At 56.2% G+C, this 24,168-nt stretch carries 21 protein-coding genes; 8 read left to right on the top strand and 13 right to left on the bottom strand.

Translation table 11 applies throughout. The annotated features are described in order from the left end of the window. Genes AC236I_RS03675 through AC236I_RS03660 form a run of 4 tightly spaced genes read right to left on the bottom strand, consistent with a single transcriptional unit; the run spans position 1 to position 4,900 of the window. On the bottom strand, positions 1 to 558 hold the full coding sequence (locus AC236I_RS03675) for a DJ-1/PfpI family protein (protein ID WP_004867608.1): 558 nt from the start codon (positions 556 to 558) through the stop codon (positions 1 to 3). A gap of 22 nt (positions 559 to 580) precedes the next feature. Beyond that, entirely contained in the window at positions 581 to 1,771 is a 1,191-nt protein-coding gene (locus tag AC236I_RS03670) for a glycoside hydrolase family 88 protein (RefSeq protein WP_044349572.1), read from the bottom strand. 13 nt (positions 1,772 to 1,784) lie between these two features. Then, on the bottom strand, positions 1,785 to 3,065 hold the full coding sequence (locus AC236I_RS03665; RefSeq protein WP_015585721.1) for an oligosaccharide MFS transporter: 1,281 nt from the start codon (positions 3,063 to 3,065) through the stop codon (positions 1,785 to 1,787). Continuing rightward, the gene (locus AC236I_RS03660) at positions 3,062 to 4,900 is read right to left on the bottom strand and encodes a DUF2264 domain-containing protein (protein WP_487608691.1); all 1,839 of its coding nucleotides are present in this window, start codon (positions 4,898 to 4,900) and stop codon (positions 3,062 to 3,064) included. Before AC236I_RS03660 ends, AC236I_RS03665 begins: the two co-directional genes overlap by 4 nt. 229 nt (positions 4,901 to 5,129) lie before the next feature. Between AC236I_RS03660 and AC236I_RS03655 the strand changes: the two genes are divergently transcribed. After that, the gene (locus AC236I_RS03655) at positions 5,130 to 5,990 is read left to right on the top strand and encodes an AraC family transcriptional regulator (protein WP_004867619.1); all 861 of its coding nucleotides are present in this window, start codon (positions 5,130 to 5,132) and stop codon (positions 5,988 to 5,990) included. A gap of 9 nt (positions 5,991 to 5,999) precedes the next feature. On the opposite strand, the gene AC236I_RS03650 is transcribed toward AC236I_RS03655, so the two are convergent. The 3 genes from AC236I_RS03650 to AC236I_RS03640 are packed head-to-tail and all read right to left on the bottom strand — an operon-like array spanning position 6,000 to position 8,211. After that, complete coding sequence (locus AC236I_RS03650; protein ID WP_004867623.1) at positions 6,000 to 6,773, bottom strand: amino acid ABC transporter substrate-binding protein; 774 nt, start codon at positions 6,771 to 6,773, stop codon at positions 6,000 to 6,002. 36 nt (positions 6,774 to 6,809) lie between these two features. Then, entirely contained in the window at positions 6,810 to 7,577 is a 768-nt protein-coding gene (locus AC236I_RS03645; protein WP_004867626.1) for an amino acid ABC transporter ATP-binding protein, read from the bottom strand. Next, positions 7,555 to 8,211: an amino acid ABC transporter permease gene (locus tag AC236I_RS03640; protein WP_004867630.1), complete on the bottom strand. Its 657-nt coding sequence runs from the start codon at positions 8,209 to 8,211 to the stop codon at positions 7,555 to 7,557. Before AC236I_RS03640 ends, AC236I_RS03645 begins: the two co-directional genes overlap by 23 nt. 539 nt (positions 8,212 to 8,750) lie before the next feature. On the opposite strand from AC236I_RS03640, the gene AC236I_RS03635 reads away from it, so the two are divergent. Further along, positions 8,751 to 10,127 carry a pyridoxal-phosphate dependent enzyme gene (locus AC236I_RS03635; protein ID WP_160873388.1) on the top strand — a complete coding sequence of 459 codons (1,377 nt, stop codon included), beginning with the start codon at positions 8,751 to 8,753 and terminating at the stop codon, positions 10,125 to 10,127. Between the two features lie 9 nt (positions 10,128 to 10,136). Then, positions 10,137 to 11,282: a trans-sulfuration enzyme family protein gene (locus AC236I_RS03630; RefSeq protein WP_015585718.1), complete on the top strand. Its 1,146-nt coding sequence runs from the start codon at positions 10,137 to 10,139 to the stop codon at positions 11,280 to 11,282. A 216-nt stretch (positions 11,283 to 11,498) separates the two neighbouring features. Here the strand turns inward: AC236I_RS03630 and AC236I_RS03625 are convergent, their stop codons facing one another. Next, positions 11,499 to 12,389: a LysR family transcriptional regulator gene (locus AC236I_RS03625; protein WP_004867642.1), complete on the bottom strand. Its 891-nt coding sequence runs from the start codon at positions 12,387 to 12,389 to the stop codon at positions 11,499 to 11,501. Between the two features lie 99 nt (positions 12,390 to 12,488). Between AC236I_RS03625 and AC236I_RS03620 the strand changes: the two genes are divergently transcribed. Continuing rightward, a complete protein-coding gene (locus AC236I_RS03620) occupies positions 12,489 to 13,091 on the top strand; it encodes a short chain dehydrogenase (RefSeq protein ID WP_004867646.1) in 603 nt (200 codons plus the stop codon). A 677-nt stretch (positions 13,092 to 13,768) separates the two neighbouring features. Next, on the top strand, positions 13,769 to 15,172 hold the full coding sequence (locus AC236I_RS03615) for a purine-cytosine permease family protein (RefSeq protein ID WP_004867649.1): 1,404 nt from the start codon (positions 13,769 to 13,771) through the stop codon (positions 15,170 to 15,172). Positions 15,173 to 15,353: 181 nt separating this feature from the next. Here the strand turns inward: AC236I_RS03615 and argE are convergent, their stop codons facing one another. The 5 genes from argE to AC236I_RS03590 form a co-directional block, all read right to left on the bottom strand. Continuing rightward, entirely contained in the window at positions 15,354 to 16,505 is a 1,152-nt protein-coding gene (gene argE / locus AC236I_RS03610; RefSeq protein WP_004867651.1) for an acetylornithine deacetylase, read from the bottom strand. Further along, positions 16,498 to 17,172, bottom strand: a complete 675-nt coding sequence (locus AC236I_RS03605) for a DUF1028 domain-containing protein (protein ID WP_265796102.1) — start codon at positions 17,170 to 17,172, stop codon at positions 16,498 to 16,500. Before AC236I_RS03605 ends, argE begins: the two co-directional genes overlap by 8 nt. Before the next feature lie 9 nt (positions 17,173 to 17,181). Beyond that, positions 17,182 to 17,604 carry a RidA family protein gene (locus AC236I_RS03600; protein WP_004867660.1) on the bottom strand — a complete coding sequence of 141 codons (423 nt, stop codon included), beginning with the start codon at positions 17,602 to 17,604 and terminating at the stop codon, positions 17,182 to 17,184. Between the two features lie 29 nt (positions 17,605 to 17,633). Continuing rightward, entirely contained in the window at positions 17,634 to 18,899 is a 1,266-nt protein-coding gene (locus AC236I_RS03595; RefSeq protein WP_004867662.1) for a flavin-containing monooxygenase, read from the bottom strand. 344 nt (positions 18,900 to 19,243) lie between these two features. Further along, on the bottom strand, positions 19,244 to 20,173 hold the full coding sequence (locus AC236I_RS03590) for a LysR family transcriptional regulator (RefSeq protein ID WP_032718254.1): 930 nt from the start codon (positions 20,171 to 20,173) through the stop codon (positions 19,244 to 19,246). Between the two features lie 538 nt (positions 20,174 to 20,711). Here AC236I_RS03590 and AC236I_RS03585 point away from each other — a divergent pair. The 3 genes from AC236I_RS03585 to AC236I_RS03575 all read left to right on the top strand — a co-directional run bounded on the left by AC236I_RS03585 (position 20,712) and on the right by AC236I_RS03575 (position 24,100). Further along, positions 20,712 to 22,202 carry an aldehyde dehydrogenase gene (locus tag AC236I_RS03585; RefSeq protein ID WP_407284694.1) on the top strand — a complete coding sequence of 497 codons (1,491 nt, stop codon included), beginning with the start codon at positions 20,712 to 20,714 and terminating at the stop codon, positions 22,200 to 22,202. A 48-nt stretch (positions 22,203 to 22,250) separates the two neighbouring features. Beyond that, entirely contained in the window at positions 22,251 to 23,633 is a 1,383-nt protein-coding gene (locus AC236I_RS03580) for an aspartate aminotransferase family protein (RefSeq protein ID WP_487608690.1), read from the top strand. 134 nt (positions 23,634 to 23,767) lie between these two features. Beyond that, positions 23,768 to 24,100, top strand: a complete 333-nt coding sequence (locus AC236I_RS03575) for a hypothetical protein (protein ID WP_004867671.1) — start codon at positions 23,768 to 23,770, stop codon at positions 24,098 to 24,100. Positions 24,101 to 24,168: the final 68 nt, after the last annotated feature.

Below are 24,168 nucleotides of genomic sequence, written 5' to 3'. Positions count from 1 at the left end.
CTACCAGCGGTAATAGATATGCTCCGCATGCTCACGGGCCGCCGCCTCATCGCCCTGCAGACGCGCCGCCACCGTCAGGGAAAAATCAAACACCTTCCCGAGCCCCCGGCCGCTAATCAGATTGCCGTCCTCCACCACATCCGCGTCAACATAGACGCCGTCGGTCACCTGCCGCCAGAGCTCGCCGGAACAGACATAGCGGCGGCCTTTCAGCAGGCCGTTGCCCCCCAGCACGCGCGCCGCGGCGGAACAAATCGGGCAGAGATATTTGCCCAGTTCATCGTGGCGGCGCACAAAGGCGATAACCTGCTCGTTTTGGGCCAGAGAGACGCTCCCTTCTGGCCCGCCCGGCAGGATCACCGCGTCAAAAGTCTGGTCTGTGCTTTCCGCCAGCGTACTGTCCGCTATCATCGGAATAGCGTGGTAGCTGACGACTTCCCGCGTCTGCGCGCAGGCGATCGTCTTTACGTGGATATTCAAGCGCCGTAAAACATCGATTGCGACAATCGCTTCCCCTTCTTCGAAGCCCGGGGCCAACAAAACGGCTACCGTTTTCATGTTCTCTCTCTCCATTCCGCCCTTACCACCACGAGTACCAGGTCTGGCGCAGGCGTACCAGTGCTTCAAGATAGAAGTAGTCACCCCAGCTGCAGCACTGATCCACCCCTTTTCCACTGCCCATATGATAAACCGAGTGCTTGAGCAGCCCTTCGGTCGGGTCATCGTCGGTCGCCAGATAGTTATCGGTCAGCGACTGGACGATACGCAACGCCATCTCCTCGTAATGCGCGCGATGCTCATCGAGCGCCGGCAGCGCGTTGACCAGCTCCAGCAGGCCACAGGCGGTAATTGCCGCCGCCGAGCTGTCGCGTACCGCGTCGGTACCGAGCAAGGCCAGATCCCAGTGGCACACATCATCTTCCGGCAGGCGGTTCAGGAAGTAGTGGGCCAGACTGCGCGACAGCTCCACCATATTTTTATCACCGGTATAGCGATAGCTGAGCAGGAAGCCGTAGATGCCCCATGCCTGGCCGCGGGACCAGCAGGAGGTATCGCTATAGCCCTGATGGGTGTTGCCAAAACGCGGCTCGCCGGTGTTCACGTCAATGTAGTAGGTGTGGTAAGTCGAGGCGTCTTCACGCACGATATAGCGCGCCGCCTGTTGCGCATGAGCCGTGGCCGCCTGCGCATAGCGCGGGTCCCCGGTCTGCTCGCTGGCCCAGTAGAGCAGCGGTAAATTCATATTGCAGTCGATGATCATCCGCCCCTGCTGTTCGGGGTCGTTCAGATCCCCCCAGGCCTGAATGATTCTGGCCGTCGGGTTATAGCGCTCCATCAGCGTTTCCGCGGCCAGCAGCGCGCTCTGGCGGGCGGCTTCGTTGCCGGTGAGTCGCCATGCGCTGACGCAGGAGAGGGTATAGAGAAACCCCAGATCGTGCGTCGCCGTATCGATACGCTCCTCGATGCGCCGGGCAAAAGAGGGCAAGTAGCGCTCGGCAGCCTCGCGATAGGCGGGATTACCGCTCATTTCCCACGCCAGCCACAGCTGGCCCGGCCAGAAGCTGGTCGTCCACTCGACGTTTTCAGAGCGTGGCCAGATCCCGTTCTCACAGGCCTCGCCCGGGAATTTATCGCCAAATGCGACAATATTTCTATCGAGCTTGCGGGTCACTCTGGCCAGCGCATCGTCGAGCTTCTGGCGCAGCGCCAGCCGGTCGACCTGATACAGTTCGACGGGACGGAGGGCTTCGGTAATCACCTTTTTGGTCATAACAACTCCTGAATTAATGTTTGGCCGGTTCAACCGGGTTGGTGTCCAGCGCCGGGGAAAAAAGTCGCGATGCGTCCCATGTAGAGCGGCAGCGCGAAAGCGTAAAAGCGGAGATAAGGGTAAACAGCAGGGCGCAGCTGCCCATCAGCAGATAGGTATGCTCAAAACCGATTTTGTCGTAGAGGTAGCCCGCCGGCGGCGCCACCACAATTGAACCCACGTAGATCATCGCCTGATAACCCAGCAGGTACATCGTGGCGTTGACTCGGCGATCAAAGTGCTCGGCAATGTATTTAAAGACCGAAATCAGCAACAGCGCGATTTCGACGCCATAAAACGGTTTAATAATCGAGATGATCAGCGGATCGCTGGTCAGGCCCGAAGCGATCAGCCTGGCCCCGACAACGCAGCCGCAGAACAGCAGCCCCCGTTTTGCGCCGTAGTGATTCACCAACAGCGGAATGAACATCATCATCACGAACTCCATCCCGGACTGCACGGTACTCAGGTAGCCATACCAGGCATTCCCCTGCTCTTTGGTGGCAAAAAAGGAGACGAAGTAGCGTGGAAACTGCTGCTCAGCAATAAACATCATCCATGCGACACCGGCGACATACAGGCTGAACATCCAGAATTTGCGGCTTTTCAGTAACTGCATCACGTCGCTAAAAACGATTTTGTTCGCTGAAATCACGCTGTTATTACGCAGCTGCTCATCGCCAATTTTCAGGCTGATTAACACCAGCAGCATCAGGAGCGATGTACTGCTGCTCAGCAGAAAGTTAGCCAGCGGCGAGAAGTTGAACAGCAGCCCGGAAACGGAGGCGGCCATCGCCCAGCCAAGCGATCCCCACATACGAATACGGCCGAACTCCAGGCCGTACAGCCGGCTAAAACGATCGGCATAGGATTCCGATGCCGCGACGCCCGCATACCAGCCAAGACTTAAATAGAGCGCGCCAAGGGTGATGCCGATCGTCGTGTGGCTTTGCAGCAGGGGTTGATAGACGAAGACAAAGAACGGCGCCATCAGGGCCGACACGGCACAGACAAAATAGAGCAGCCATTTGCTCATACCGATCTTATCCATGATGTAGCCGTAGACCGGCTTCAGGATCACCGCGAACACGCCGTTGATGGCGAATACGCTGCCGATGGTGATGCTATCGAGGCCGACTTTCTGGCTCAGCCACAGCGCGTAGAGGCCAAAGCTGGAGGACCAGGTAAAAAAGTAGAGAAAGATAAAGGCGCTCATTTTGTACTGTGCGCCACGCACAGAGGATGAAGGGGTCATAGGACGTTCTCCGGGGACAGCGTGAGATGTTTTTCTTCCTGTGCCGTCACGAAGCGTACAGCATCATCGCCAATGAAGGCCTGCGGACAACCCTGCGGTGCAAAGGTGTCGGGATTCCCCGCCCAGACCGCGCTTAACAACAGATGAGTTCCTGGTGCTAAATCACCGCGTAACACCGGAACCGCCGCGCGTTCGGCAAACAGCAGATTGCTGTTGGGCGGCGTCAGTATCGCCTCGCCGCAGCGCCTTTGCGGGCTCAGGCAGAGAATGGCCGACGTGTCGGCAGGGGTGATGATCCGGCACCCGCCCTCCCCGTCCAGCACCTGAGGCAGGGGGCGGTTCGGCACGCTGAATCCCCCTTCGGCCGTATCAAGCGCGCGGGCAGTGTGGATTCGATGTACGCGCAGCTGCCAGTCGCCCATCGCGATAAGCCAGGTTGCAATCACCACATCGCGCCACGGCCGCCAGCGGCTATAAATCATGCCATCGGCAGTCGTCACCGCGTCACAGTCGCGCCGCCCGCGCCAGTAATCATCTTTCTCACACAGCAGCAGCATGGAGTCAGGCGCAGCGTGACTTAACCCATAGCGCCCGCGCTCAATGGTGAATCCGTAGCGCGTGGAGTAGGCAAACTTGCAGTATTTCGCTTCGGTATTGACGAAGTTATTCAGCTCAAGCTGGCCGGAGGTCAGCATCCACAGGTGATCGGTCTGATGCACCAGCACCTGGTCGGCATGCTTAATGCTGTGCTGCGCGGCGATCGTTGGCAGCGGCAGCTCCGGCTCCAGCCAGAAGGGATCATCCTCACCCATCGCCAGAACCAGCATGGTTTTCAGGGCCCAGTAGGGAGAACCCGGCGCATTGTAATCCTCCGCCATGATCAGATTCGGGTAGCTATAGCCCACGCTCAGCACGCCATCACGATCGAACAGAGGTTGCTTCAGCCACCAGCGAAGATGGCGCAGGACGATGCCCTTGATCACTCCCGGGGAGAACGCCTCCAGCCCGGCAAAAGCCGCCGCGCTCCAGAAAGCCGCCTGAGCAAAGCGATAGGTCAGGCTGCGACCAAACGGCACGGCCGCCCCGTCGTCGGCAAAAAAATGGATAAAGTCTGCGGAAAACAGCAGCGCCCGATGACGCAGTTCAGCGCAGCGTAGCGGGTCGATATCGGCCATCAGCTTCGCGTAAATCAGCCCGTAGAAGTGAAAGCCCATCGAAATGTAATAGTCCCGCGGCCTGTCCGGGCCATCGGAATACCAGCCGTCGCCCAGGTAGTAGCCCTCTATGGCGCTAAAATGCGCTTCCCGCACCTGAGGATTAGTCGGCATCCCGGCGTGATGAAAACCGACCTGTACCAGAATGGGAAAGAAGTGCCAGTTATTGTCCGGGATCGCCTGCGTTTCACTCTGTTTTAACCAGCGCCAGAGATAGGTTTTCTCCTGCTCGTTGAAATGCGCCAGCACGCGATCGCCCGCCAGCGCTAACAGCAGACCATAGGCGGCCATCTCCACGATGCGCTGATCGTAGGGGTTCACTTCTCCCCAGTAATCGGCATGCTGCGGGTTGGTGCCGTTTTTAATGGCCTGCAGGTAGAAAGAAAACTGTGACGGCTCGCTGCCGCCGGCCAGCAGCGGCGTGACGCCCCACAGCAGACGCGAGAAGGTTTCCATACTCGCCACCTGTTGCCCGTAATGGGCGGTGAAATTCGCCAGATCGACACGGCTGGCATCATTTTTAAAATTGGGCGACACGGCATTCAGCAGCTCATTAACCAGTTGCCGGAGCTCGTTGCGGGTTCTTAAAGGGTTGGTCAGATGAATATTTTCAGGTTGCAAAAGGTCCTCCCGTCATGACACGAGAATTAAATAAGTTATTGTTATTTCGATTTTATAAAATTGTTTATACGTCAACAGGAGGAAGAATAGTCGCTTTTATTTGTGCGGCTAAGTGAGCACAATCACAAAATTAAACCGCCATTTCATTTTTGCTGGATATTTCACGCAGACGGGGGGATAAATTGCAAATGATGGCGTAAAAATTTAAATCTATTGTCCTGGAGGGAAAATGAGTGAACCGCAGCGACTGGAACGCATCACACTCGATAGCCGGGCGATCTCTTTTAACCGCTTGCGCTCAACCAGCGCGTCTTACTATCACTGGCACCAGTGCGTGGAATTCCTCTATATCTCCAGCGGCTATGGCATTGTGGTGGTAGATAACCAGCACTACACCGCTCGCCCGGGACGCATGTTTATTTTTCCACCGTTTCGCCTGCACAAAGTCCAGGTCGACCACAGCGAGAAAAATCCCTACCACCGCACCACGATGCATATTGAACAGTCGGTGGTTGAAAGCATTATGCGGGGGTTTGCGCGCCATCAGGCCCAGTTTGCCGCGCTTGCCGCCAGCAATGCGCCGGCACAAATTTACGACCTCAGCGAACACGGCCCTTTCATGGAGAGAATTCTGACGCAATTTGACGGGCTGTATCACGGCGGGCAGATCGCCACCAGCGAGGTTGCCTTTCTGGTGATGCAGATAATGGGTTTTCTCCCCGCGCTGCCCGAGCCATGTATTCCCCGGCAGCAGACGGTCGCGTCGCGGATTATGAGCTGGGTGGAGGCTCACTACGCCCACAAATTTTCGCTCGATGAACTCGCCCAGGCGCTGGGCCTGTCGCGCAGCTACACCTCGCGCATATTCCGCCAGCAAACGGGCGGCAGCATCCACGAGTATCTGCTGACGCGCCGAATAAAGCGCAGTTGCGATCTCCTGCGTAACACCACCGTCAGTATTGATGAGATTGCGGCCGAAGTCGGGTTTAGCGAAGTCACCTACTTTATTACCTGCTTCAGGAAGATGATGGGCCAGACGCCGCTGCAGTACCGCAAGGCGAGTCTGGCCAGAAACAGCGTGCTCACGTAGCCCGCGGGGCTACTTCGAGACGTCCGCGCCGAAATACTGGCTGGAAATTCGCTGGTAGCTGCCGTCGGCGCGAATATCGGCGATGGCGGCATCGATCGCCTGGCGCAACTCCGGTTCCCCTTTGCGGATCAGCACCGCCTCCTGTTCGGCATCGGTTCTTTCCGCCACGATTTTCACCGGCGCGTCGGGCTTGTGTTTCTTGAAATCGAGGAACGAGAGATTGCTGTTGATAGTCGCATCCGCGCGCCCCTGTGACACCAGGGCGATTGACTGATCAAAGCCATCCGTTCCCACGACCTCCGCGCCATTTTCACGGGCAATTTGCGCGTAGTTGCTGGTTAACGTATGGGCGGACTTTTTGCCCTTCAAATCTGCAAAGGTGTGAATATCCTGATTATTGTTATTCACGATGAGTACCGCTTTCGGGGTGATATAGGGGACCGAAAAATCATATTTCGCCTGACGCTCCGGGGTGATCGAGACCTGATTAATCACTGCGTCGTAGCGGTGAGCGTCCAGCCCGGCCACCAGACCGTCCCACTTGCCCTCGACAAACTCCGCTTTCACGCCAATCCGGCGGGCAATTTCACGCGCGATGTCGACATCAAACCCCACCAGCTTGCCGGAGGTATCATGATAGGTAAAAGGCGGGAAGGTCCCTTCGGTACCCACTTTAAATACCCCCGCTGATTTTATCTGCGCCAGGTTTTCCCCGGCACAGGCCGCGTGCGTCACGCTCAGCTGAATGGCGGTAGCCAGCAATGCGCTCATCAATACTTTCATCATTCACTCCTTTATCTGAATTGCCGGATTATTTTTTTAAATTTCCCAGGAATCGGGAAACGTCTCGGTCAGCGTGGAAATAAAAAGCTGCGTACGCGTTTTCTTTGCCCGGGTAAAAATGTCCCGCGAAGTCCCGCTCTCCACAATCTGGCCGGATTCGAGGAACACCACCTGGCTGGCAATATTTGCCGCCAGCCGAAGATCGTGGGTCGCCATCAGCATCGTCGTTCCCTCCTGCGCCAGCTGGCGCAAAACGGCAATCACTTCCTGGGATAGCTCAGGATCCAGCGCCGAGGTCGGTTCATCGCAAAGCAGCACTTTCGGCGAGGGGGCCATCGCCCGGGCAATGGCGACCCGCTGCTGCTGGCCGCCGGAGAGCATCGCCGGCCAGGCATGGCGTTTGTGCGCCAGCCCGACTTTGGCCAGCAGCGCTTCCGCCCGCGCCCTCGCCCGCTCACGGGGCCATTTCTGCACCACCACCAGCCCCTGCATAATATTTTCCAGCACCGACAGATGCGGAAATAACTGGAAGTTCTGAAAGACCATGCCGGTTTGCTGGCAAATACGCCGAACGTCTTTTCTTTTTGGCGCCGCGGCGGGAGAAAAAATAATCTCCTCATTACCAATCGTTAATTTCCCGGCCTGCGCGATTTCCAGTAAATTAATGCAGCGTAATAATGTACTTTTGCCGCTGCCCGATGGGCCAATCAGCGCCGTCACGCTGCCCTCAGGAATCGTTAGTGAAATATCATGCAGCACCTTCTGGCGGGAGAAACTCTTTTCAAGTCCGGACAGCGTTATCATGATGTTCTTCCTTTACCAGCGTATTTCTTTCTAAACGTAATTCCAGCCGGGACTGTAAATATGATAAGACCGAACTAATTAATAAATAGAGCAGAGCCGCTTCGCTATACAGAATCAGCGGCTGATAGGTGACGGCGGCAATACGCTGGGCGGCTAAAAACAGCTCCGGCACGGTAATTACCGAGGCCAGCGAGGTATCCTTAACTAAGGAAATAAAGGTGTTCGACAGCGGCGGCACCGCCACTCTCGCCGCCTGCGGCAGAATAATATAACGCAGCGATTGCCCCCAGCTCATGCCAATAGAATGCGCGGCCTCCCACTGCCCTTTGGCGACCGACAGCAGCGTCGCCCTGATCACCTCCGAGGTAAAGGCGCCGACGTTCAGGGTAAAGCCGATAACCGCGGCCGGAAAGGCATCAAGGGTGATCCCGACGCTGGGCAGGGCGTAAAAAATCAGAAACAGCTGCACCAGCAAAGGCGTGCCGCGGATAATCCAGACATAAAAACGCACCACGCTTTTCAACGGCGCCGGGCCATATAAACGAATCAACGCGACGATAAACCCCAGCAGCAGACCGAGGGAAAATGAAATTAACGTAATGGGGATAGTAAAAACCAGCCCGGCATAGAGCATCGGCCAAAACGAGCTTATTGCTAATGAAATAAATTCCGGCACATATCACCTTTTTGCAAACCAGCACTTTTTATTACTGCCCTTTCCGGGGAGCAGCTTATTAAAAGAGCTTATCATGCAGAACATCGCCTCAGCATGTATCAATACCGGCATTAAATAGCCGACTTTGTGCTTTGCGCGGCCCGACCGCGACTTCTTGCTGCCGCACCTGCGGCACGTCGCTGATGCTGCCGGTGAATTAGCGCAGCTGGCGAAAATAATATTAACCAGCCATAACAATGCCTGTCAGCCTATGGAATATTTTCGACAACCCTTTGCCGAAATAAAGATAAGCGCCGCCGGAAAAGCGATAATTCGGTGAAAAACACGGCAAAAAAGGCCTTATCTGGAAATCAACACGCCCAGGCGGCTAACAGGCTTTCCCTCCGGACGGCTAAAAAGCATCTTATATTCCATTTCGCTCTTAATGCCGGACAAATATTCTTTAAAATACCAATTTTGCAGACCTACCATTCAAATATCTCGATACGAATGGGCAAATAGTTATGTCAGTCTTTCACTCCATTAGCGACCTTATTGGGCACACTCCCCTGCTTCAACTGCATAAGCTGGATACCGGCCCCTGCAGCCTGTTTTTAAAGCTGGAAAACCAGAACCCCGGCGGGTCGATCAAAGACCGCGTCGCTCTGTCGATGATCAACGAGGCGGAACGGCTGGGTAAATTAAAACCCGGCGGTACCATTATTGAAGCGACGGCGGGTAACACCGGTCTGGGACTGGCGCTTATCGCCGCACAAAAAAATTACGCCCTGACGCTGGTGGTTCCCGACAAAATGAGCCGGGAGAAAATTTTCCATCTCCGCGCCCTGGGAGCCAAAGTGCTCCTCACCCGCTCGGATGTGAATAAGGGCCACCCCGCCTATTATCAGGATTATGCGCGCCGCCTGGCGGAGGAAACCCCGGGCGCGTTCTATATTGACCAGTTCAATAACGAAGCCAACCCGCTGGCGCACGCCACCACTACCGCGCCCGAAATATACGATCAGCTGGACGGCGATATCGACGCCATCGTCGTCGGCGTCGGCTCCGGGGGAACCCTCGGCGGCCTGCAGGCCTGGTTTGCCAGACATTCACCAAAAACCCAATTTATTCTTGCTGACCCGGCGGGCTCGATCCTTGCCGACCAGGTTGAAACCGGGCGCTACGGTGAAACAGGCTCCTGGCTGGTCGAAGGGATTGGCGAAGATTTTATCCCGCCGTTGGCCCATCTGGATGGCGTCCGAACGGCCTATCGCATCAGCGATGGCGAAGCGTTCGCCACCGCCAGACAGCTTTTACAAACCGAGGGGGTGCTTGCCGGTTCGTCAACGGGCACCTTACTGAGCGCCGCGCTGCGCTATTGCCGGGCGCAGACCAGTGCTAAACGCGTGGTCACCTTCGCCTGCGACAGCGGCAACAAATACCTCTCCAAAATGTTTAACGACGACTGGATGCGTCAGCAGGGCCTACTGAGCCGGCCGACCCGCGGCGATTTAACCGATTTTATCGCCCTACGCCACGATGAAGGGGCTACCGTTACCGCCGCTCCGGACGACACCCTCGCCGCCATTCTCGCGCGCATGCGTCTGTATGACATTTCGCAGCTGCCGGTGCTGGAAAACGGCCGCGTCGTCGGCATCGTCGATGAGTGGGATCTGATCAGCCACGTCAAGGGCGACAGCCGACGCTTTTCACTGCCCGTTGGCGAGGCGATGACCCGCAACGTAGAAACGCTGGATAGACACGCGCCGGAAAGCGCACTGAAAGCCATTTTCGATCGCGGCCTGGTGGCCGTTATCGCTGACAACGAACGCTTTTTGGGTCTCATCACCCGCAGCGATGTGCTGACGACCTGGCGCAACCGACTTGAACACTAAGGATGAAAGATGAAAAATTTACATACATTGAGCGTACACAGCGGCGTCTTTAACGATGGGCACGGCGCCGTTATGCCGCCGATTTACGCCACCTCCACCTTTGCCCAACCCGCGCCGGGGCAGCATACCGGCTATGAGTATTCACGCAGCGGCAACCCGACCCGCCACGCGCTGGAGACGGCGATTGCCGAGCTGGAGAGCGGCAGCCGCGGCTACGCGTTTGCTTCAGGGCTGGCGGCGATTTCCACCGTCCTTGAGCTGCTGGATAAAGACAGCCATCTGGTGGCCGTCGATGATGTCTACGGCGGGACCTGGCGCCTGCTTGAGAACGTCCGCCGTCACAGCGCGGGGCTGCGGGTAAGCTGGGTCAAACCCGACGATCTGGTCGCTCTTGAAGCCGCTATCCAGCCGGATACACGCATGATCTGGGTTGAAACCCCGACCAACCCGCTGCTGAAGCTGGCGGATCTCAGCGCTATCGCGGCGATTGCCCGTCGGCACAATATTATCAGCGTCACCGATAACACCTTTGCTTCGCCGGTCATCCACCGCCCCCTCGAGCTGGGCTTCGATATCGTGGTCCATTCGGCGACCAAATACCTGAACGGCCACTCCGACGTTGTCGCCGGGCTGGCGGTCGTCGGTGACAATCGCGAACTGGCGGAGAAGCTGGGCTATCTGCAAAATGCGCTGGGCGGCGTACTTGACCCGTTCAGCAGCTTCCTGACGCTTCGCGGTATCCGGACTCTCGCGCTGCGTATGGAACGTCACAGCAGCAATGCGCTGGCCCTCGCCGAATGGCTTGAACAGCAGCCGCAGGTGGAAAAAGTCTGGTTCCCGTGGCTGGCATCGCATCCCCATCATCAGCTGGCGCGCCGGCAGATGGCGCTGCCGGGCGGGATGATTTCAGTGGTGGTGAAAGGCGATGATATCTATGCGCAGCAGGTCATCAGCAGGTTGAAGCTGTTTACTCTGGCAGAGAGTCTGGGGGGCGTGGAGAGCCTGGTCAGCCAACCGTTCAGCATGACCCATGCTTCAATTCCGCTGGAACAACGGCTGGCCAATGGCATCACGCCTCAGTTGATCCGTCTCTCCGTCGGGATTGAAGATCCGCAGGATCTGATCGCCGACTGGCAGCACGCATTACGTGACTGAACAAGAAATCCGCCGCCGGAATCATGCTGGTCACGGCAGGCCAGCAGATTTTCATGGCGTAGTGTGGATTTGCCTGATGTATGCCGATGTCTGTCAACGGTGGTTTAGGAGAAGGAACGTTTTGTGGCGCGGGTCTACGGAATCCTGACAGGCCGCACGCGGGTGCGCCAGCGTTCGCCCGAACGACCTTAAAATAGCCGGCCCGCTAACCGTCGTTCATAAATAGCCTTTTCCCTCTTTCAGCACATGCTCTACGAAGCGGGTCAGCTTCGGCAGCGGGCGAAGATCCTGCCGCCAGAGTAAATGTACCGGGCGCGGATGCGGGGTATAGGCCTCCAGCACGCGCACCAGTTTGCCGCTGGCCAGCGCCTCGCTCAGTAAGACCTCAGGCTGGAGCAGCAGCCCGGCGCCGGCTATCGCCGCCATGCGCAGGCCGTAACCATCATTGCAGCGCAGAATCGCATCGCGCTTCCAGCGCACCGCGTCTTGCGCCCCCGGCAATGTCCACTCATTACGCGCCGTCCACACCGTATGGGACAGGCAAAGGTGATCGACTAAATCCGCCGGTACGACTGGCGTGCCGTGACGAGCCAGGTAAGCGGGCGCGGCGCAAATCACCATCCGATATGGACAGAGATATTTCGCCACCAGATCGGTGTGGTGAATATCACCAATACGGATCGCCAGATCGAAGCCCTCATCGACGAGATCGACCATCCGGTTAGTCAGATCCAGTTCGATGCGAACATCCGGCCACGCCTGTAAAAAGGAGGCGGTCAGCGGCGCAATCACGCAGGCGCCAAAAGAGGTCGGCGCGCTGATGCGCAGCGTCCCGGCCGGCGCCAGTCGCAATCGTTCGACCGAGCTTTCGGCAATCGCAACCTGTTCAAGTACCCGTTTGGCCTCTTCATAATAGACGCGCCCGGCATCGGTCAGACTCTGGCGCCGGGTGTTGCGCTCAAGCAGTCGGGTGCCCAGCTCTCGCTCCGTCAGGGCGATATATTTGCCGACCATCACCGCCGACATCTCCAGCCGCGATGCCGCGTCGGTAAAACTGCCGCACTCCACCACGGCAATAAATGTCTCCATTCCGCGTAGCTTATCCATATTACAAACCTCTGGTTAGTAATCATCTAACTTTTAGCCAGTTTATCCGATAACTGTTTCATTAAAGAATAGAGGCTCACAACCGATCAGGAGTCAGCCATGAAAATCGTCGTTATTGGTGCCAGCGGTACCGTCGGGCGCGCCGTCGCCGAAGAACTGAGCCGTCAACATCAAGTCATTCGCGTAGGTCGCACTCAGGGCGATCTTCAGGTGGATATAACCTCTCAGCCGAGCGTCGAAGCCCTGTTTGAAACTGTCGGCCGGGTCGATGCGATTGTCTCGGCCACCGGCAATCTGTTCTTTGGCCCGCTGGCGTCCATGACGGACCGGGATTTCAACCAGGGCCTGCAGGACAAACTGCTGGGGCAAATCCGCCTGGCGCTAACCGGGCAGCATTATCTCAATGAAGGCGGTTCGATTACACTTATCAGCGGCATTGTGGCCCATGAACCGATTGCCCAGGGCGTCAACGCCACAACGGTGAATGCCGGGCTGGAGGGCTTTGTCCGCGCCGCCGCCTGCGAACTGCCGCGCGGGATCCGTATCAACCTGATAAGCCCCACCGTATTAACGGAGTCGCTCGCCGCGTATGACGGTTTCTTCCCCGGCTTCGCCAGCGTCCCTGCCGCCGCCGTTGCCCAGGCCTATCGCCGCAGCGTGGAAGGGATACAGAGCGGCCGGGTGTACACCGTCGGCTACTGACCGCGAGAGCACCGTCAGCCTCTGCCCGGGCAGAGGCCGTCATCCCCGGCTATTACACCGGGGATGACGGCCGTTTTCAGCAGCGACATTCACGACAAGATAAAGAGAAAAGAGAACACTCCGTGTTGTAAATATTGATCTACTGCACACTCCCGATAAATGCACTTCATGGTGCAGTGCTGCGCGCAATATATTCCGTTTCGCCATCCTTTCAACACCTCAATCATCGCACACCATGGTGTAACAGACTGATTTCCAGGGTGTAAGTGGTATTCCCGTATAAATATCATTGCTTAATATTGGCGCGATCGATTTTCCACATATTTATCAGGCCTTTCTCATTCGACGGTACAACCAATCATTCCAGGCAATGGCCACCGCCACGGAGTTTTATCTGCCTGAAAATAGCCTTCCAGCGGGTTAATTATTAAATCCCAATTAAAGCAGCATAAATCGCTAAAAAATAGATTTGACGGTTTATTCAGCGCGTTGATTCAGGATGGCGGATGCAGGTAAAGCATTTTTTTTATATCGACGTTCGACATTTTTAATAATTTCCAAAATGATACGAGATTGTGACAATAGTAAACGAAATGTTATGATGAGTAGATTAGCTGTACTCCTCATTGGAATATCCATCTAACGCTGATTTAGCCCTACAGTGATGAGAGAGCACCATGACTAAACCTCAATCCGTTCACGTTGAAAACCTCGAAAGTAATACTATAAGACCTATTCCTCTTAATATGCGGCACGGTAAACCCGGCGATCTTTTTACCATTTGGTTCGGCTCGAATATCATGTTATTAACCGTGATCACCGGTGCCATGTCGGTGACCATTTTCCACCTTTCTTTTTTCTGGTCCGTTATTGCCCTGCTTATCGGCAGCCTGGTTGGCGGTCTTTTTATGGCATTGCATTCGGCGCAGGGCCCGAGGCTCGGCGTGCCGCAAATGGTGCAAACTAAGGGGCAGTTTGGCTCCTACGGCTCGGTACTGGTGGTATCGATCGTGGTATTAATGTATATCGGATTTACTGCCTCCAGCCTGGTATTAGGCGGGCAGTCAATGCACGCTATCTATAAGCCGATGAACTCCGACGTCGGGATTATTGTCGTCGGGGCACTCAGTTTATTCGCCACCATCTTTGGCTATAAAATCATCCACTCCTACGCCAGAATTATGTCGTGGATTTCCGGTATTGTGCTGGCTGCCACATTTCTGTGGATCGTGTTTGTGCACGGCCTGCCGGTCGATTTCCTCGATCGCGGCGGCTTCAACAAGGTTGGCTTCCTCGGCGCGGTATCCATTGCGGCGCTGTGGCAGCTGGCCTATGCCCCCTATGTCTCTGACTATTCACGCTATATGCCCTACAGCACCAACGATAAAAGCGTTTTTTATGCCAGCTATTTTGGCTGCATTTTAGGCTCCTACCTGCCGATGGTCCTCGGCGTGCTGGTGGCTGTCTGTATTAGTAATGATGATATTATTCAGGGCATTATCGATCTAACCGGCGGAATGGGCGCCGTAGTCATTGTGGTACTGGCGCTGGGGATCGCCGCCACAAACTCCATGATGTTGTACTGCGGAGTTCTCTGCACCTTGACCCTGGGCCAGACTTTTATTGATGGCTGGTCGCCGATGGCCCGCGCCAGAATAATCACCGCCATCCTCACGATGATTCTCGAAATATCGCTGGCGATCTATGGTCAGGAAAACTTTTTATTAATCTACACCAACTTTATTACCGTGCTGTTATATGTGCTGGTGCCGTGGACGGCGATTAATCTGGTGGATTACTACCTGGTCGCCCATGGCGAATATGAGGTTGAGTCCTTCTTTAAACGCGATGGCGGAATCTACGGTTATTTTAATGCCACGGCTATTTTCTGCTATTTACTGGGAATCGCCGTGGAAGTGCCGTTTATGTCGACGGCGATCTATACCGGACCTGTTGCGCTGTCATTTGGCGGGGCAGATTTATCATGGATTATTGGTTTGCTGGTCGTTTCTCCTGTCTATTATTACCTCTCCAGAGCGAAGACGGTCAAAAAGATGGCCTTTGCGAAAGAGAAAATTTAAAGCAATATATTCCCTCAGTCATCATTTAGCTCCGGACAGGTTCCGGAGCTTTTTTTATTCCGCCGCGGGCAGCAGAAAAAGACCGTGGCGAAATAAAGAACGGCCGCAGCGAAAAGAGATAACGGAAAAAATGCGGGAAAAGAGGATTGTGGAAATGCGCCCGGGTCCGGGCGCAAAAGATTCAGGAGGCCGCCATCCAGTGGCGCAGGTTATCCAGCATCGCCAGACATTGATCCAGCTGGCTCAGAGCAATAAATTCATCCGGCTTGTGTCCCTGCTCCATACTTCCCGGCCCACAAATCAGCGTTGCCACGCCCGCTTCGTCAAACAGCCCACCTTCCGTGCCAAAGGCGACGGTGGAGAAGGTATCATTTCCCGCCCATTGCGCCAGCCAACCGGCAAAGGCCGACTGCGGATCGCTCAGCAGACCGGGATACTGGCTGAGCGGCTGAAAGCGGATCGTTGCCTCCGCCGCCACCGCGCGCATCGCCTGCACCAGTTCATCGTTGGCATACGCCTGCAGCCCGGTGAGCGTCTCGTCGAGCGACACATCCGGCAAATGGCGGATTTCAAAATCGAACTGGCAGCGCTCAGGCACAATATTGAGCGCCGCGCCGCCCGTAATCAGCCCCACCTGAACGGTACTGTACGGCGGGTCGAAACGCGCATCCTGCCTGAGCGCCAGCTTTTCACCCAGTACGCCTAAGCGGGTAATCAGCTTCGCCGCATACTCAATGGCATTCACGCCATCGGGGGCATAGGCCGAATGGCAGGCCTTACCGTGAATATGGCAGCGCATGGCTAGTTTGCCTTTATGGCCGTAGACCGGGCGCATCTCCGTCGGCTCACCGATAATGCACAGGGCGGGCTTATCCTTTGAGGCTTTAAGATGGTTCACCAGACTGCGGACGCCGAGACATCCCACCTCCTCATCATAGGAAAAGGCCAGGTGCAGAGGCATGCTTAACGGCTGTGCGAGGAAGGCGGGAACAGAGGCCAGCACGCAGGCGATAAAGCCCTTCATGTCGGTGCTGCCGCGCCCGTAGCACAGGCCATCGCGGAGGGTGAGTGCAAAAGGAGGAACCGTCCAGCGCTGGCCGTCAACCGGAACCACATCGGTATGGCCGGAGAGCATTACGCCCCCCGGCCCCGGTGGCCCCAGGCGGGCGTAAAGATTGGCTTTTTTGCCGTCGTCATCGTAGAACAGCCGGCATTCAATGCCAAAACCGCTCAGAAAGCGGTTTATGTAATCGATCATCTCGAGATTGGATTCGCGACTGGTGGTATCAAAAGCCAGCAGCGTTGCCAGTATCGACTTCACCTCATTATTCATCGCCCGGTACTCCGTAACTGGGGGCCTCCCGCGGGTCGAGCGCGCGCGTGATATAGGCCTGCATCTGCGGCTCATAGGCCTGCCAGAGCGCGGCCAGCTCGCCAATGGGATCCTCCTCGCTCCAGTCAATACGCAAATCCACCAGCGGCCACGAATAGTCATCCACAACCTTCACCGCCGCAGAGTGAACCGGGCCGGCCTCACCGCCGCAGGCCAGACCGGCCTGTAGCGCGGCCATCAGGCGCAGCGCCATTTCGCCTTCGCTCTGCTGAAAACCCGTCACCATTGCCTCAATAACCGCCGTGCTGGCCAGCATATTTCCAGCGGCAATGCAGTTTTCTCCTTCGGCAACATGATAAATACCAAGGGTTTTATCGCCGCTGAAGGCGGCGGTTTGTCCGTTGGCGTCGATGGCGATGATCTGCCGGTAGCGGCTAAAATCGTCCTCCGCCAGCGCCCTGCGCAACGCGATGTCCGGCGCGAATCCCTGTTCCAGTTGCGCTAACGCCAGCTGACCCAGCGCCGGTAACGTGATGTTCTGACTGGATACCGCCCCCACCCCGGCCTGTAGCCAGGGACAGCGGGCGCCGACGGCAATGCTGGAGGAGCTGAGCGCAATACCAAACTGCCCGCTTTCCGGGCAATATGCTGCGATAGAAAAGGTCATCGTCGCTCCTTACTTCACGAAATCATCGGGAATGACGGCAATCACATCGATCTCCATCAGCCATTGCGGCTGCGCCAGCGCTGAAATCACCAGCCCCGTGGAGATCGGGAACACCCCCTTCAGCCATTTACCCACCTCCTGATACACCGGCTCACGATAACGCGGGTCAATGATATAGGTCGTGGTTTTCACGATGTGCGACAGGTCGCTTCCGGCCTCTTCCAGCAGCTGTTTGACGTTTTTCATCGCCTGCTCGGCCTGAGCCTGCGGGTCGCCCAATCCGACCAGGTTACCGGCAAAATCGGTTCCCACCTGACCGCGCACGTAGACGGTATTCCCGGCGCGAACCGCCTGGCATAAATCGTTATCCAGGCTCTGATTAGGGTAAGTCTCTTTGGTATTAAACATGCGAATACGGGTATGCGTTGGCATCTTGTTTATCCTGTCTAGTGGGCGAACGTTCAGCGCCGATCGGCGGCCTGGTACTGGCTGTACTTACGCTGAGTGGCAATATGGTCAGCAATGTGTTTTGCGTCATGCCAGACGCCCCAGATGAAGGTTGACCCCCGGCGCGACAGCCACGGCAATCCGAGAAAATAGACCCCGGGTTCGCTGGAGACGCCGCGTTGATGCTGCGGACGGCGTTGCTCATTAAAAGCATTCACGTTGAGCCAGCTGTAATCCACCGCGTAGCCGGTCGCCCAGATAATGGTGGCGATCCCCGCCTCCGCGAGATTCAGGGAGAGGATCGGCGAAGTCATGCACGGCGGATCAGGTAAAAACTCGCGGGCGGCAGGTTCTTCCGGTAGATCCAGGCCATTGGCCGCGATGTAGGCATCTGCGGCATCCAGCAGCGCCAGGTAGTTCTCATCCCCGCGACGAATGTTGTCGCACAGATCCGGCTGGAAGGTCGCCATCCCGGATTCAAAGGCTTTCGTCAACCCGACCAGGGTGATGCCGCGATGCGCCAACTCGCGGAAGTCCACGGTGTGCCCGCCATGGGCGCCGCTGACTGCGATAGTGACATGCTCTTTGCCCGGCGCGCTGGCGGGGGCGTCCCACATGCCCAGCACCCCCAGCCACCAGCAGAAGTCCCGGTTGCGATATGCGCGCGGCGGGCGGTCATGCGCGCCGACGGATAAATAGACCCGGCGGCCGGCACGCTGAAGCTCGTCGGCAATTTGCACGCCGGAAGAGCCCGCGCCAACGACCAGCACGGCGCCCTCAGGAAGCTGCTGCGGGTTGTAGTATCGGGCGGAGTGGATTTGATGAAGGCTGCTCTCTTTTGGCGCAATCGGTGGAATAACCGGTTTTTGAAACGGCCCGGTCGCGGCAACAATACGCTGGGCTTCAATAACGCCCTCCGTGGTCTCAATGGTAAACCCCGGTCGTCCGCTGTTGCGAACCGCGCTTTTAACTTCAACGCCGGTACGCACCGGCAGATTGAAGGCCCTGACGTAATCTTCAAAGTATTCCGCCACATCGTCTTTGGGAATGAAGCTATCGGGATTCCCCCCTTTAAATTCCATCCCCGGGAAACGGTCGTGCCACGCCGGACCATTCGCCACCAGCGAGTCCCAACGCCCGCTTCGCCAGGCTTCAGCGATGCGGTTTTTCTCGATAACCAGATGTGAGATCCCCAGCTTCGTCAGATGCTCACTCATGGCAATACCGGCCTGACCCCCGCCAACAATCAACGTATCAATGTTCGTTTTTTCTACGGTCATAAATGTGTCCTTCGAATGGTGTTCAATCGCCAGGAATAAACCACTGCGCAGGACCGAGGTTAATAAACCGTAACAAGCAGGTAAATTATTATAAATTTAGAACCTGAGAATAAAATAGTGATGCAGAGCGCAGCATCTTGAATCTAATGAATAAAAGTATTATTTGCGGGAGATTAACGGTAAAAGATAATCCGGCGAGCAGCCAATTATTCATAAAAAAGAAATCGCAAGCCATCAAGCCTATAAAAAATATATTCAGAGACTCGTTTTTTTATATTTAATATCACCGTCAGAGAGTGACCCGGCCCGCAATAGTACGAGCCGTCTCTTATTCTTCGCTGAATTTACGCCACCCGCGCATCAATGTCCGCCGGGCTGAGTACCGCATGGCGACAATATTCCATAAACAGTTTAGTCGGTTTGGTCGGCTCGCTACTGCGCAGGTGCGCCATCACCAGCGTGGAGTTCGCCATCTCGTCCTGAATTTCCACGCAGCGCACCTGCTGGCCATCGTAGGTCATGTCGGAAACCGGGCGGGTTACCAGCACGGAAAAACCCAGCCCCTGGCCGACCATGCAGCGCACCATCTCAATAGACGGCGAGCTGTAGGCAACCTGAGGGTTATACCCTTTATCTTTGAAAATACTGATGAAATAGTTTCGACTTGGCACCACGTCCAACAGGACCATCGGCAGGTTATTGAGCTCGGAGAGTTTCACTGTCGCTCGCTGCGCCAGCGGATGATGTGCCGGCAGCAGAGCATAAGGCTTCTGCGGTGCATTGAGGCTTTCGGTGTGAATCGCGGTATCCAGCTCAAGATCGTAGAGAAACGCCAGATCGAAACGCCCGCGGTGCAGACCGTGCGTAATTTCATGCTGCTCACCATCGCAAATTTTGAGGGTGATATCGGGATAGATCTTTTTAAATCCGGCAATCAGCGAAGGTAAATAGAGCGGCGCCGCCGTTTCAAAACAGCCTAGTGAAATAATGCCGGAGACCAGTTCATTATCCGCTTTTGAATTTTGCTCAAACTGATACGAAAGCCGCAGCAGCTCCTTCGCCTTTTCATAAAAGCGTTGCCCGCTGGGGGTCATCGACACCCCTTGCGCGTGGTGGCGAATAAAAAACTGCTGTTCAAACATATCTTCCAGGGTTTTCACCGCAATGGAAATTGACGGCTGGGCGATATGTAACTGTCTGGAGGCTTCCGCAATACTCTCTGCTTCGACAACGGCAACAAAGTATTTGAGCTGCTTCAGGGTGAAATGGGGCATGGGACACCTTATTTTTTATTCTCAGAGAGATAAGCTAAATAGCTTTAAACGATGCTCCCCGTCGCCCGCAACCCCGCCAGCGGAAAAAGATCAACAATCCGACGCGGGTCGTATTTTTACAGAAAATTAACAGACAAAGCGCAGGAAAGCTGCGAGCCAACGACAGGCCCGCGGCCTCAGATCGCAAGGAATAAGGGTCATTCATCTTTTTTTCATTACCTGTTATTAAATCAAACAATATTTAATATATTTAAAAGACAGCAGCAGCTGTGCTCAAAAAACCGAAGCATAAAAATAATATCCTTTTAAATACAAACCATTAAAAAATAACCCGCGTGATTTTTATGAATGCCGTCACAGAAATAACCGCCCCGCGCGCCCCTGAGAATTATCCCCTCCCCGGGACTAGCTACGTTTTTTATAGAGGTTACCTAGATTTTTAGTCCTTTCTCGTCGCTGCCTCCTCCTGCATCATGAATCAATAGCAACAAATCAATAACAAACAAGCAACATATCAAGGGAGAGGCGCATGTCTGGTATGTGTGATAGAAATTTCTGGCAGGACAAACTGCGGGAGCAACGCTTTATCAGCCACGCGATCGTCGATGGTCGTCCCTACCTCGCCATCAGCCGTAAAGTCTTCCCGGCCATCAACCCGGCGACCAATAGCGTGCTCGCCGCGGTGACGGCGCTGCAAGCTGACGATATTGATATTGCAGTAAAATCATCCCGCGCCAGCTTCGCCTCCGGCGTCTGGTCCGGTCTGCCGCCGCAGGAACGTAAAACCGTGCTGCTCAGGCTCTCCGCGCTGATTCTCGAACACCGTGAAGAGCTGGCGCTGCTTGAAAGTGCGAGCATGGGGAAACCGGTCAACGATGCGCTGAATATGGATATTCCCGGCGCGGCGCACGTCATGGCCTGGTACGCCGAAAGCGTCGATAAAATTTACGCCGAGGTCGCCCCCACGCGTAAAGGGTCGCTCGCCACCCTCACTCGTGAAGCGGTCGGCGTGGTGGCGGCAATCGTACCGTGGAACTTTCCGCTCGATCTCGCCTGCTGGAAACTCGGGCCGGCGCTGGCCGCCGGGAACAGCGTGATCCTCAAACCCTCAGAAAATTCGCCTTTTTCGGCGCTGCGTCTGGGTGAACTGGCGCTCGAGGCGGGTCTCCCGCCAGGCGTACTGAACGTCGTCACCGGTCTCGGCACAGAAACGGGCGCCGCGCTTGGGCTGCATAACGATATTGATGTCATCACCTTTACCGGTTCGACCGCGGTCGGCAAGGCCTTCATGACCTACTCCGCGCAGTCAAACCTGAAACAGGTCTGGCTGGAGTGCGGCGGTAAAAGCGCCAACATCGTCTTTGCTGACTGCCAGGATCTCGACCTGGCGGCGGAGAAAGCCGCTTTCGGTATCTGTTTTAACCAGGGCGAAGTGTGCTCCGCCAACTCACGGCTGCTGGTAGAACGCGCGATTTATGCCGACTTTATCACCCGGGTACAGGCCAAAATGGAAGCCTGGGCACCGTCTCACCCCTTTGATCCGACGGCCAAAATGGGCGCGATGGTCAGCGCAGCGCATGCGCAAAAGGTCATACGCGCGATCCGTTCGGCCCAACAGGAAGGTGCACGCGTGCTGACCGGCGGCCGTGAGGTCGAGATTGAAGGGATCGCCAACTACGTTCAGCCCACGCTGCTGGATGGGGTGAACGAAGAGATGTCGCTGTGGAAAGATGAAATTTTCGGCCCGGTGCTTGCCGCTATCCCCTTTGATGATGAACAGCAGGCCATCCAGCTGGCTAATAACCATATTTATGCCCTCGCCGCGTCGATCTGGACAGACGACCTGCACCGCGCGCACCGCGTTGCCGGACGGCTTAACGCCGGCACGGTGTCGGTCAATACCGTGGATGCGCTGGACGTCACCGTGCCGTTTGGCGGCAATAAACAGTCTGGTTTTGGTCGGGATTTGTCGCTGCATGCCTTCGACAAATTCACCACCCTTAAAACGACCTGGTTCCAGTTTCGCTAGCAGGCAGCGGCCTCGCCTTGCACTGATTCCGCTTACAGGAGAGATAACATGACTTACCCTATTCACCCGACGCGATCCACCACCGAGTATCAAAGCGGGGATGCCGCACACCATATCCACGCGTTTCTCGACCAGAAAGCGCTGAACGCTGAAGGACCGCGCGTCATGGTACGCGGCGAAGGCCTGTACCTCTGGGACAATGACGGCAACAAGTATCTGGACGGTATGTCGGGACTGTGGTGTACCCAGCTGGGCTACAGCCGCCAGGATCTGGCCGATGCCGCGGCAGCGCAGTTCGCGAAGCTGCCCTATTACAATATGTTCTTCCACACCACGCACCCGACGGTGATTGAGCTGTCCGAACTGCTTTTCAGCCTGCTGCCCGGGCACTACAGCCACGCCATTTACACCAACTCCGGTTCTGAATCGAATGAAGTGCTGATCCGCACCGTGCGTCGCTACTGGCAGATACTCGGTAAACCGCTGAAAAAGGTGATGATTGGCCGCTGGAACGGCTACCACGGCTCTACCCTCGCCGCCAGCGCGCTCGGGGGCATGAAAGCTATGCACGCCATGGGGGGGATGATCCCCGACGTGGCGCATATTGATGAGCCCTACTGGTATATGCACGGCGGCAACCTGACGCCGCAGGAGTTTGGCCTGCGCTGCGCCCGCCAGCTGGAAGAGAAGATCCTCGAGCTCGGCGCGGAGAACGTCGCGGGCTTTATCGCCGAACCGTTCCAGGGCGCCGGCGGGATGATCTTCCCGCCGGAGAGCTACTGGCCGGAGATTCAGCGTATTTGTCGCCAATACGACGTGCTGCTGTGCGCCGATGAGGTGATTGGCGGCTTTGGCAGAACCGGCGAATGGTTTGCGCACCAGTATTTTGGCTTTGAACCGGATACGCTCTCCATCGCTAAAGGGCTGACCTCCGGCTATGTTCCGATGGGCGGCCTGGTGCTGAGCAAACGGATGGCCGAGGTGCTGGTTGAGAAAGGCGGCGTATTTGCCCACGGTTTGACCTATTCCGGCCACCCCGTCGCTGCGGCCGTTGCCATTGCTAACCTGAAAGCGCTGCGCGATGAAAACCGGGTCACCACCGTACGTGACGACACCGGCCCATATCTGCAAAAAACGCTGCGTGAGGTGTTTAGCCACCACCCGATGATTGGTGAAATCCAGGGCGCAGGCCTAGTGGCCGCTCTGCAGTTCGCCGAAGATAAGTCGACCCGCAAACGCTTTGCCAATGAAAACGATCTGGCCTGGCGCTGCCGGACTATCGGCTTTGAAGAGGGGGTCATTATCCGCTCAACCCTGGGGCGTATGATTATGGCTCCCGCGCTGATTGCCAGCCACAGCGAACTGGATGAACTGGTCGAGAAGACCAAACGCGCTATCGATCGGACCGCAAAAGAGGTGGGTCTGCTGTAGCTCTTTTGCCGTTAGCGAATAACCGCGCTAACGGCACCTGACCCGCTCGCCCGGAGGTAAAAATAACCTCCGGGATGACATTCCGTTTGTGCAGCAGGTACACTACGCCCCTGTTTCCTCTCCCTGACCACGCCATGCTGAAGAAATTACCTTTTGTCATTCCGCTGCTGGCGCTCATTGCGCTGCTTGTCTGGTGGTTCACGCCCCGCTACTCCGAAGAAGAGATTGCCTGGTACCGTTCGGTTTTCTGTGTCATCGACCACCGGGATAGCCAGGCGTTTCTGCGCGATATGGAAAATATTGTCGAAGGCGGCAATGCCGATTACGCGCTGCACAAAAACCACTATATCCCGGCGCTTGGCGAACGTATGCGTCAGACCTGGCTGCAGCTCAGCCAACAAGAACAAGAGAGCATTGCTCAGGATCAGCAGCGCTGCCGCCAGCTGATGAGCGAAAAACAGCGTTAACGCTTCTTTTGAATTCACCGGCCGCACGGCAATGGCGAGGCCCTGTCCCGCAATGGTATTCTGCCCGC

This window comes from Klebsiella sp. Sb-30 (assembly GCF_057652795.1).
Note: the sequence above shows the minus strand (reverse complement) of the source record. Positions and strands in the feature narration are given on the sequence as shown.

What these genes read in the sequence shown, in the direction of transcription:
- AC236I_RS03595 (WP_004867662.1), bottom strand. Translation starts at nt 18,899, where the DNA reads ATGACCGTAGAAAAAACGAACATTGATACGTTGATTGTTGGCGGGGGT.
- AC236I_RS03650 (WP_004867623.1), bottom strand. Translation starts at nt 6,773, where the DNA reads ATGAAAGTATTGATGAGCGCATTGCTGGCTACCGCCATTCAGCTGAGC.
- AC236I_RS03620 (WP_004867646.1), top strand. Translation starts at nt 12,489, where the DNA reads ATGAAAATCGTCGTTATTGGTGCCAGCGGTACCGTCGGGCGCGCCGTC.
- AC236I_RS03640 (WP_004867630.1), bottom strand. Translation starts at nt 8,211, where the DNA reads ATGCTCTATGCCGGGCTGGTTTTTACTATCCCCATTACGTTAATTTCA.
- AC236I_RS03615 (WP_004867649.1), top strand. Translation starts at nt 13,769, where the DNA reads ATGACTAAACCTCAATCCGTTCACGTTGAAAACCTCGAAAGTAATACT.
- AC236I_RS03645 (WP_004867626.1), bottom strand. Translation starts at nt 7,577, where the DNA reads ATGATAACGCTGTCCGGACTTGAAAAGAGTTTCTCCCGCCAGAAGGTG.
- AC236I_RS03675 (WP_004867608.1), bottom strand. Translation starts at nt 558, where the DNA reads ATGAAAACGGTAGCCGTTTTGTTGGCCCCGGGCTTCGAAGAAGGGGAA.
- AC236I_RS03630 (WP_015585718.1), top strand. Translation starts at nt 10,137, where the DNA reads ATGAAAAATTTACATACATTGAGCGTACACAGCGGCGTCTTTAACGAT.
- AC236I_RS03625 (WP_004867642.1), bottom strand. Translation starts at nt 12,389, where the DNA reads ATGGATAAGCTACGCGGAATGGAGACATTTATTGCCGTGGTGGAGTGC.
- AC236I_RS03580 (WP_487608690.1), top strand. Translation starts at nt 22,251, where the DNA reads ATGACTTACCCTATTCACCCGACGCGATCCACCACCGAGTATCAAAGC.
- AC236I_RS03605 (WP_265796102.1), bottom strand. Translation starts at nt 17,172, where the DNA reads ATGACCTTTTCTATCGCAGCATATTGCCCGGAAAGCGGGCAGTTTGGT.
- AC236I_RS03600 (WP_004867660.1), bottom strand. Translation starts at nt 17,604, where the DNA reads ATGCCAACGCATACCCGTATTCGCATGTTTAATACCAAAGAGACTTAC.
- AC236I_RS03585 (WP_407284694.1), top strand. Translation starts at nt 20,712, where the DNA reads ATGTGTGATAGAAATTTCTGGCAGGACAAACTGCGGGAGCAACGCTTT.
- AC236I_RS03655 (WP_004867619.1), top strand. Translation starts at nt 5,130, where the DNA reads ATGAGTGAACCGCAGCGACTGGAACGCATCACACTCGATAGCCGGGCG.
- AC236I_RS03665 (WP_015585721.1), bottom strand. Translation starts at nt 3,065, where the DNA reads ATGACCCCTTCATCCTCTGTGCGTGGCGCACAGTACAAAATGAGCGCC.
- argE (WP_004867651.1), bottom strand. Translation starts at nt 16,505, where the DNA reads ATGAATAATGAGGTGAAGTCGATACTGGCAACGCTGCTGGCTTTTGAT.
- AC236I_RS03670 (WP_044349572.1), bottom strand. Translation starts at nt 1,771, where the DNA reads ATGACCAAAAAGGTGATTACCGAAGCCCTCCGTCCCGTCGAACTGTAT.
- AC236I_RS03575 (WP_004867671.1), top strand. Translation starts at nt 23,768, where the DNA reads ATGCTGAAGAAATTACCTTTTGTCATTCCGCTGCTGGCGCTCATTGCG.
- AC236I_RS03590 (WP_032718254.1), bottom strand. Translation starts at nt 20,173, where the DNA reads ATGCCCCATTTCACCCTGAAGCAGCTCAAATACTTTGTTGCCGTTGTC.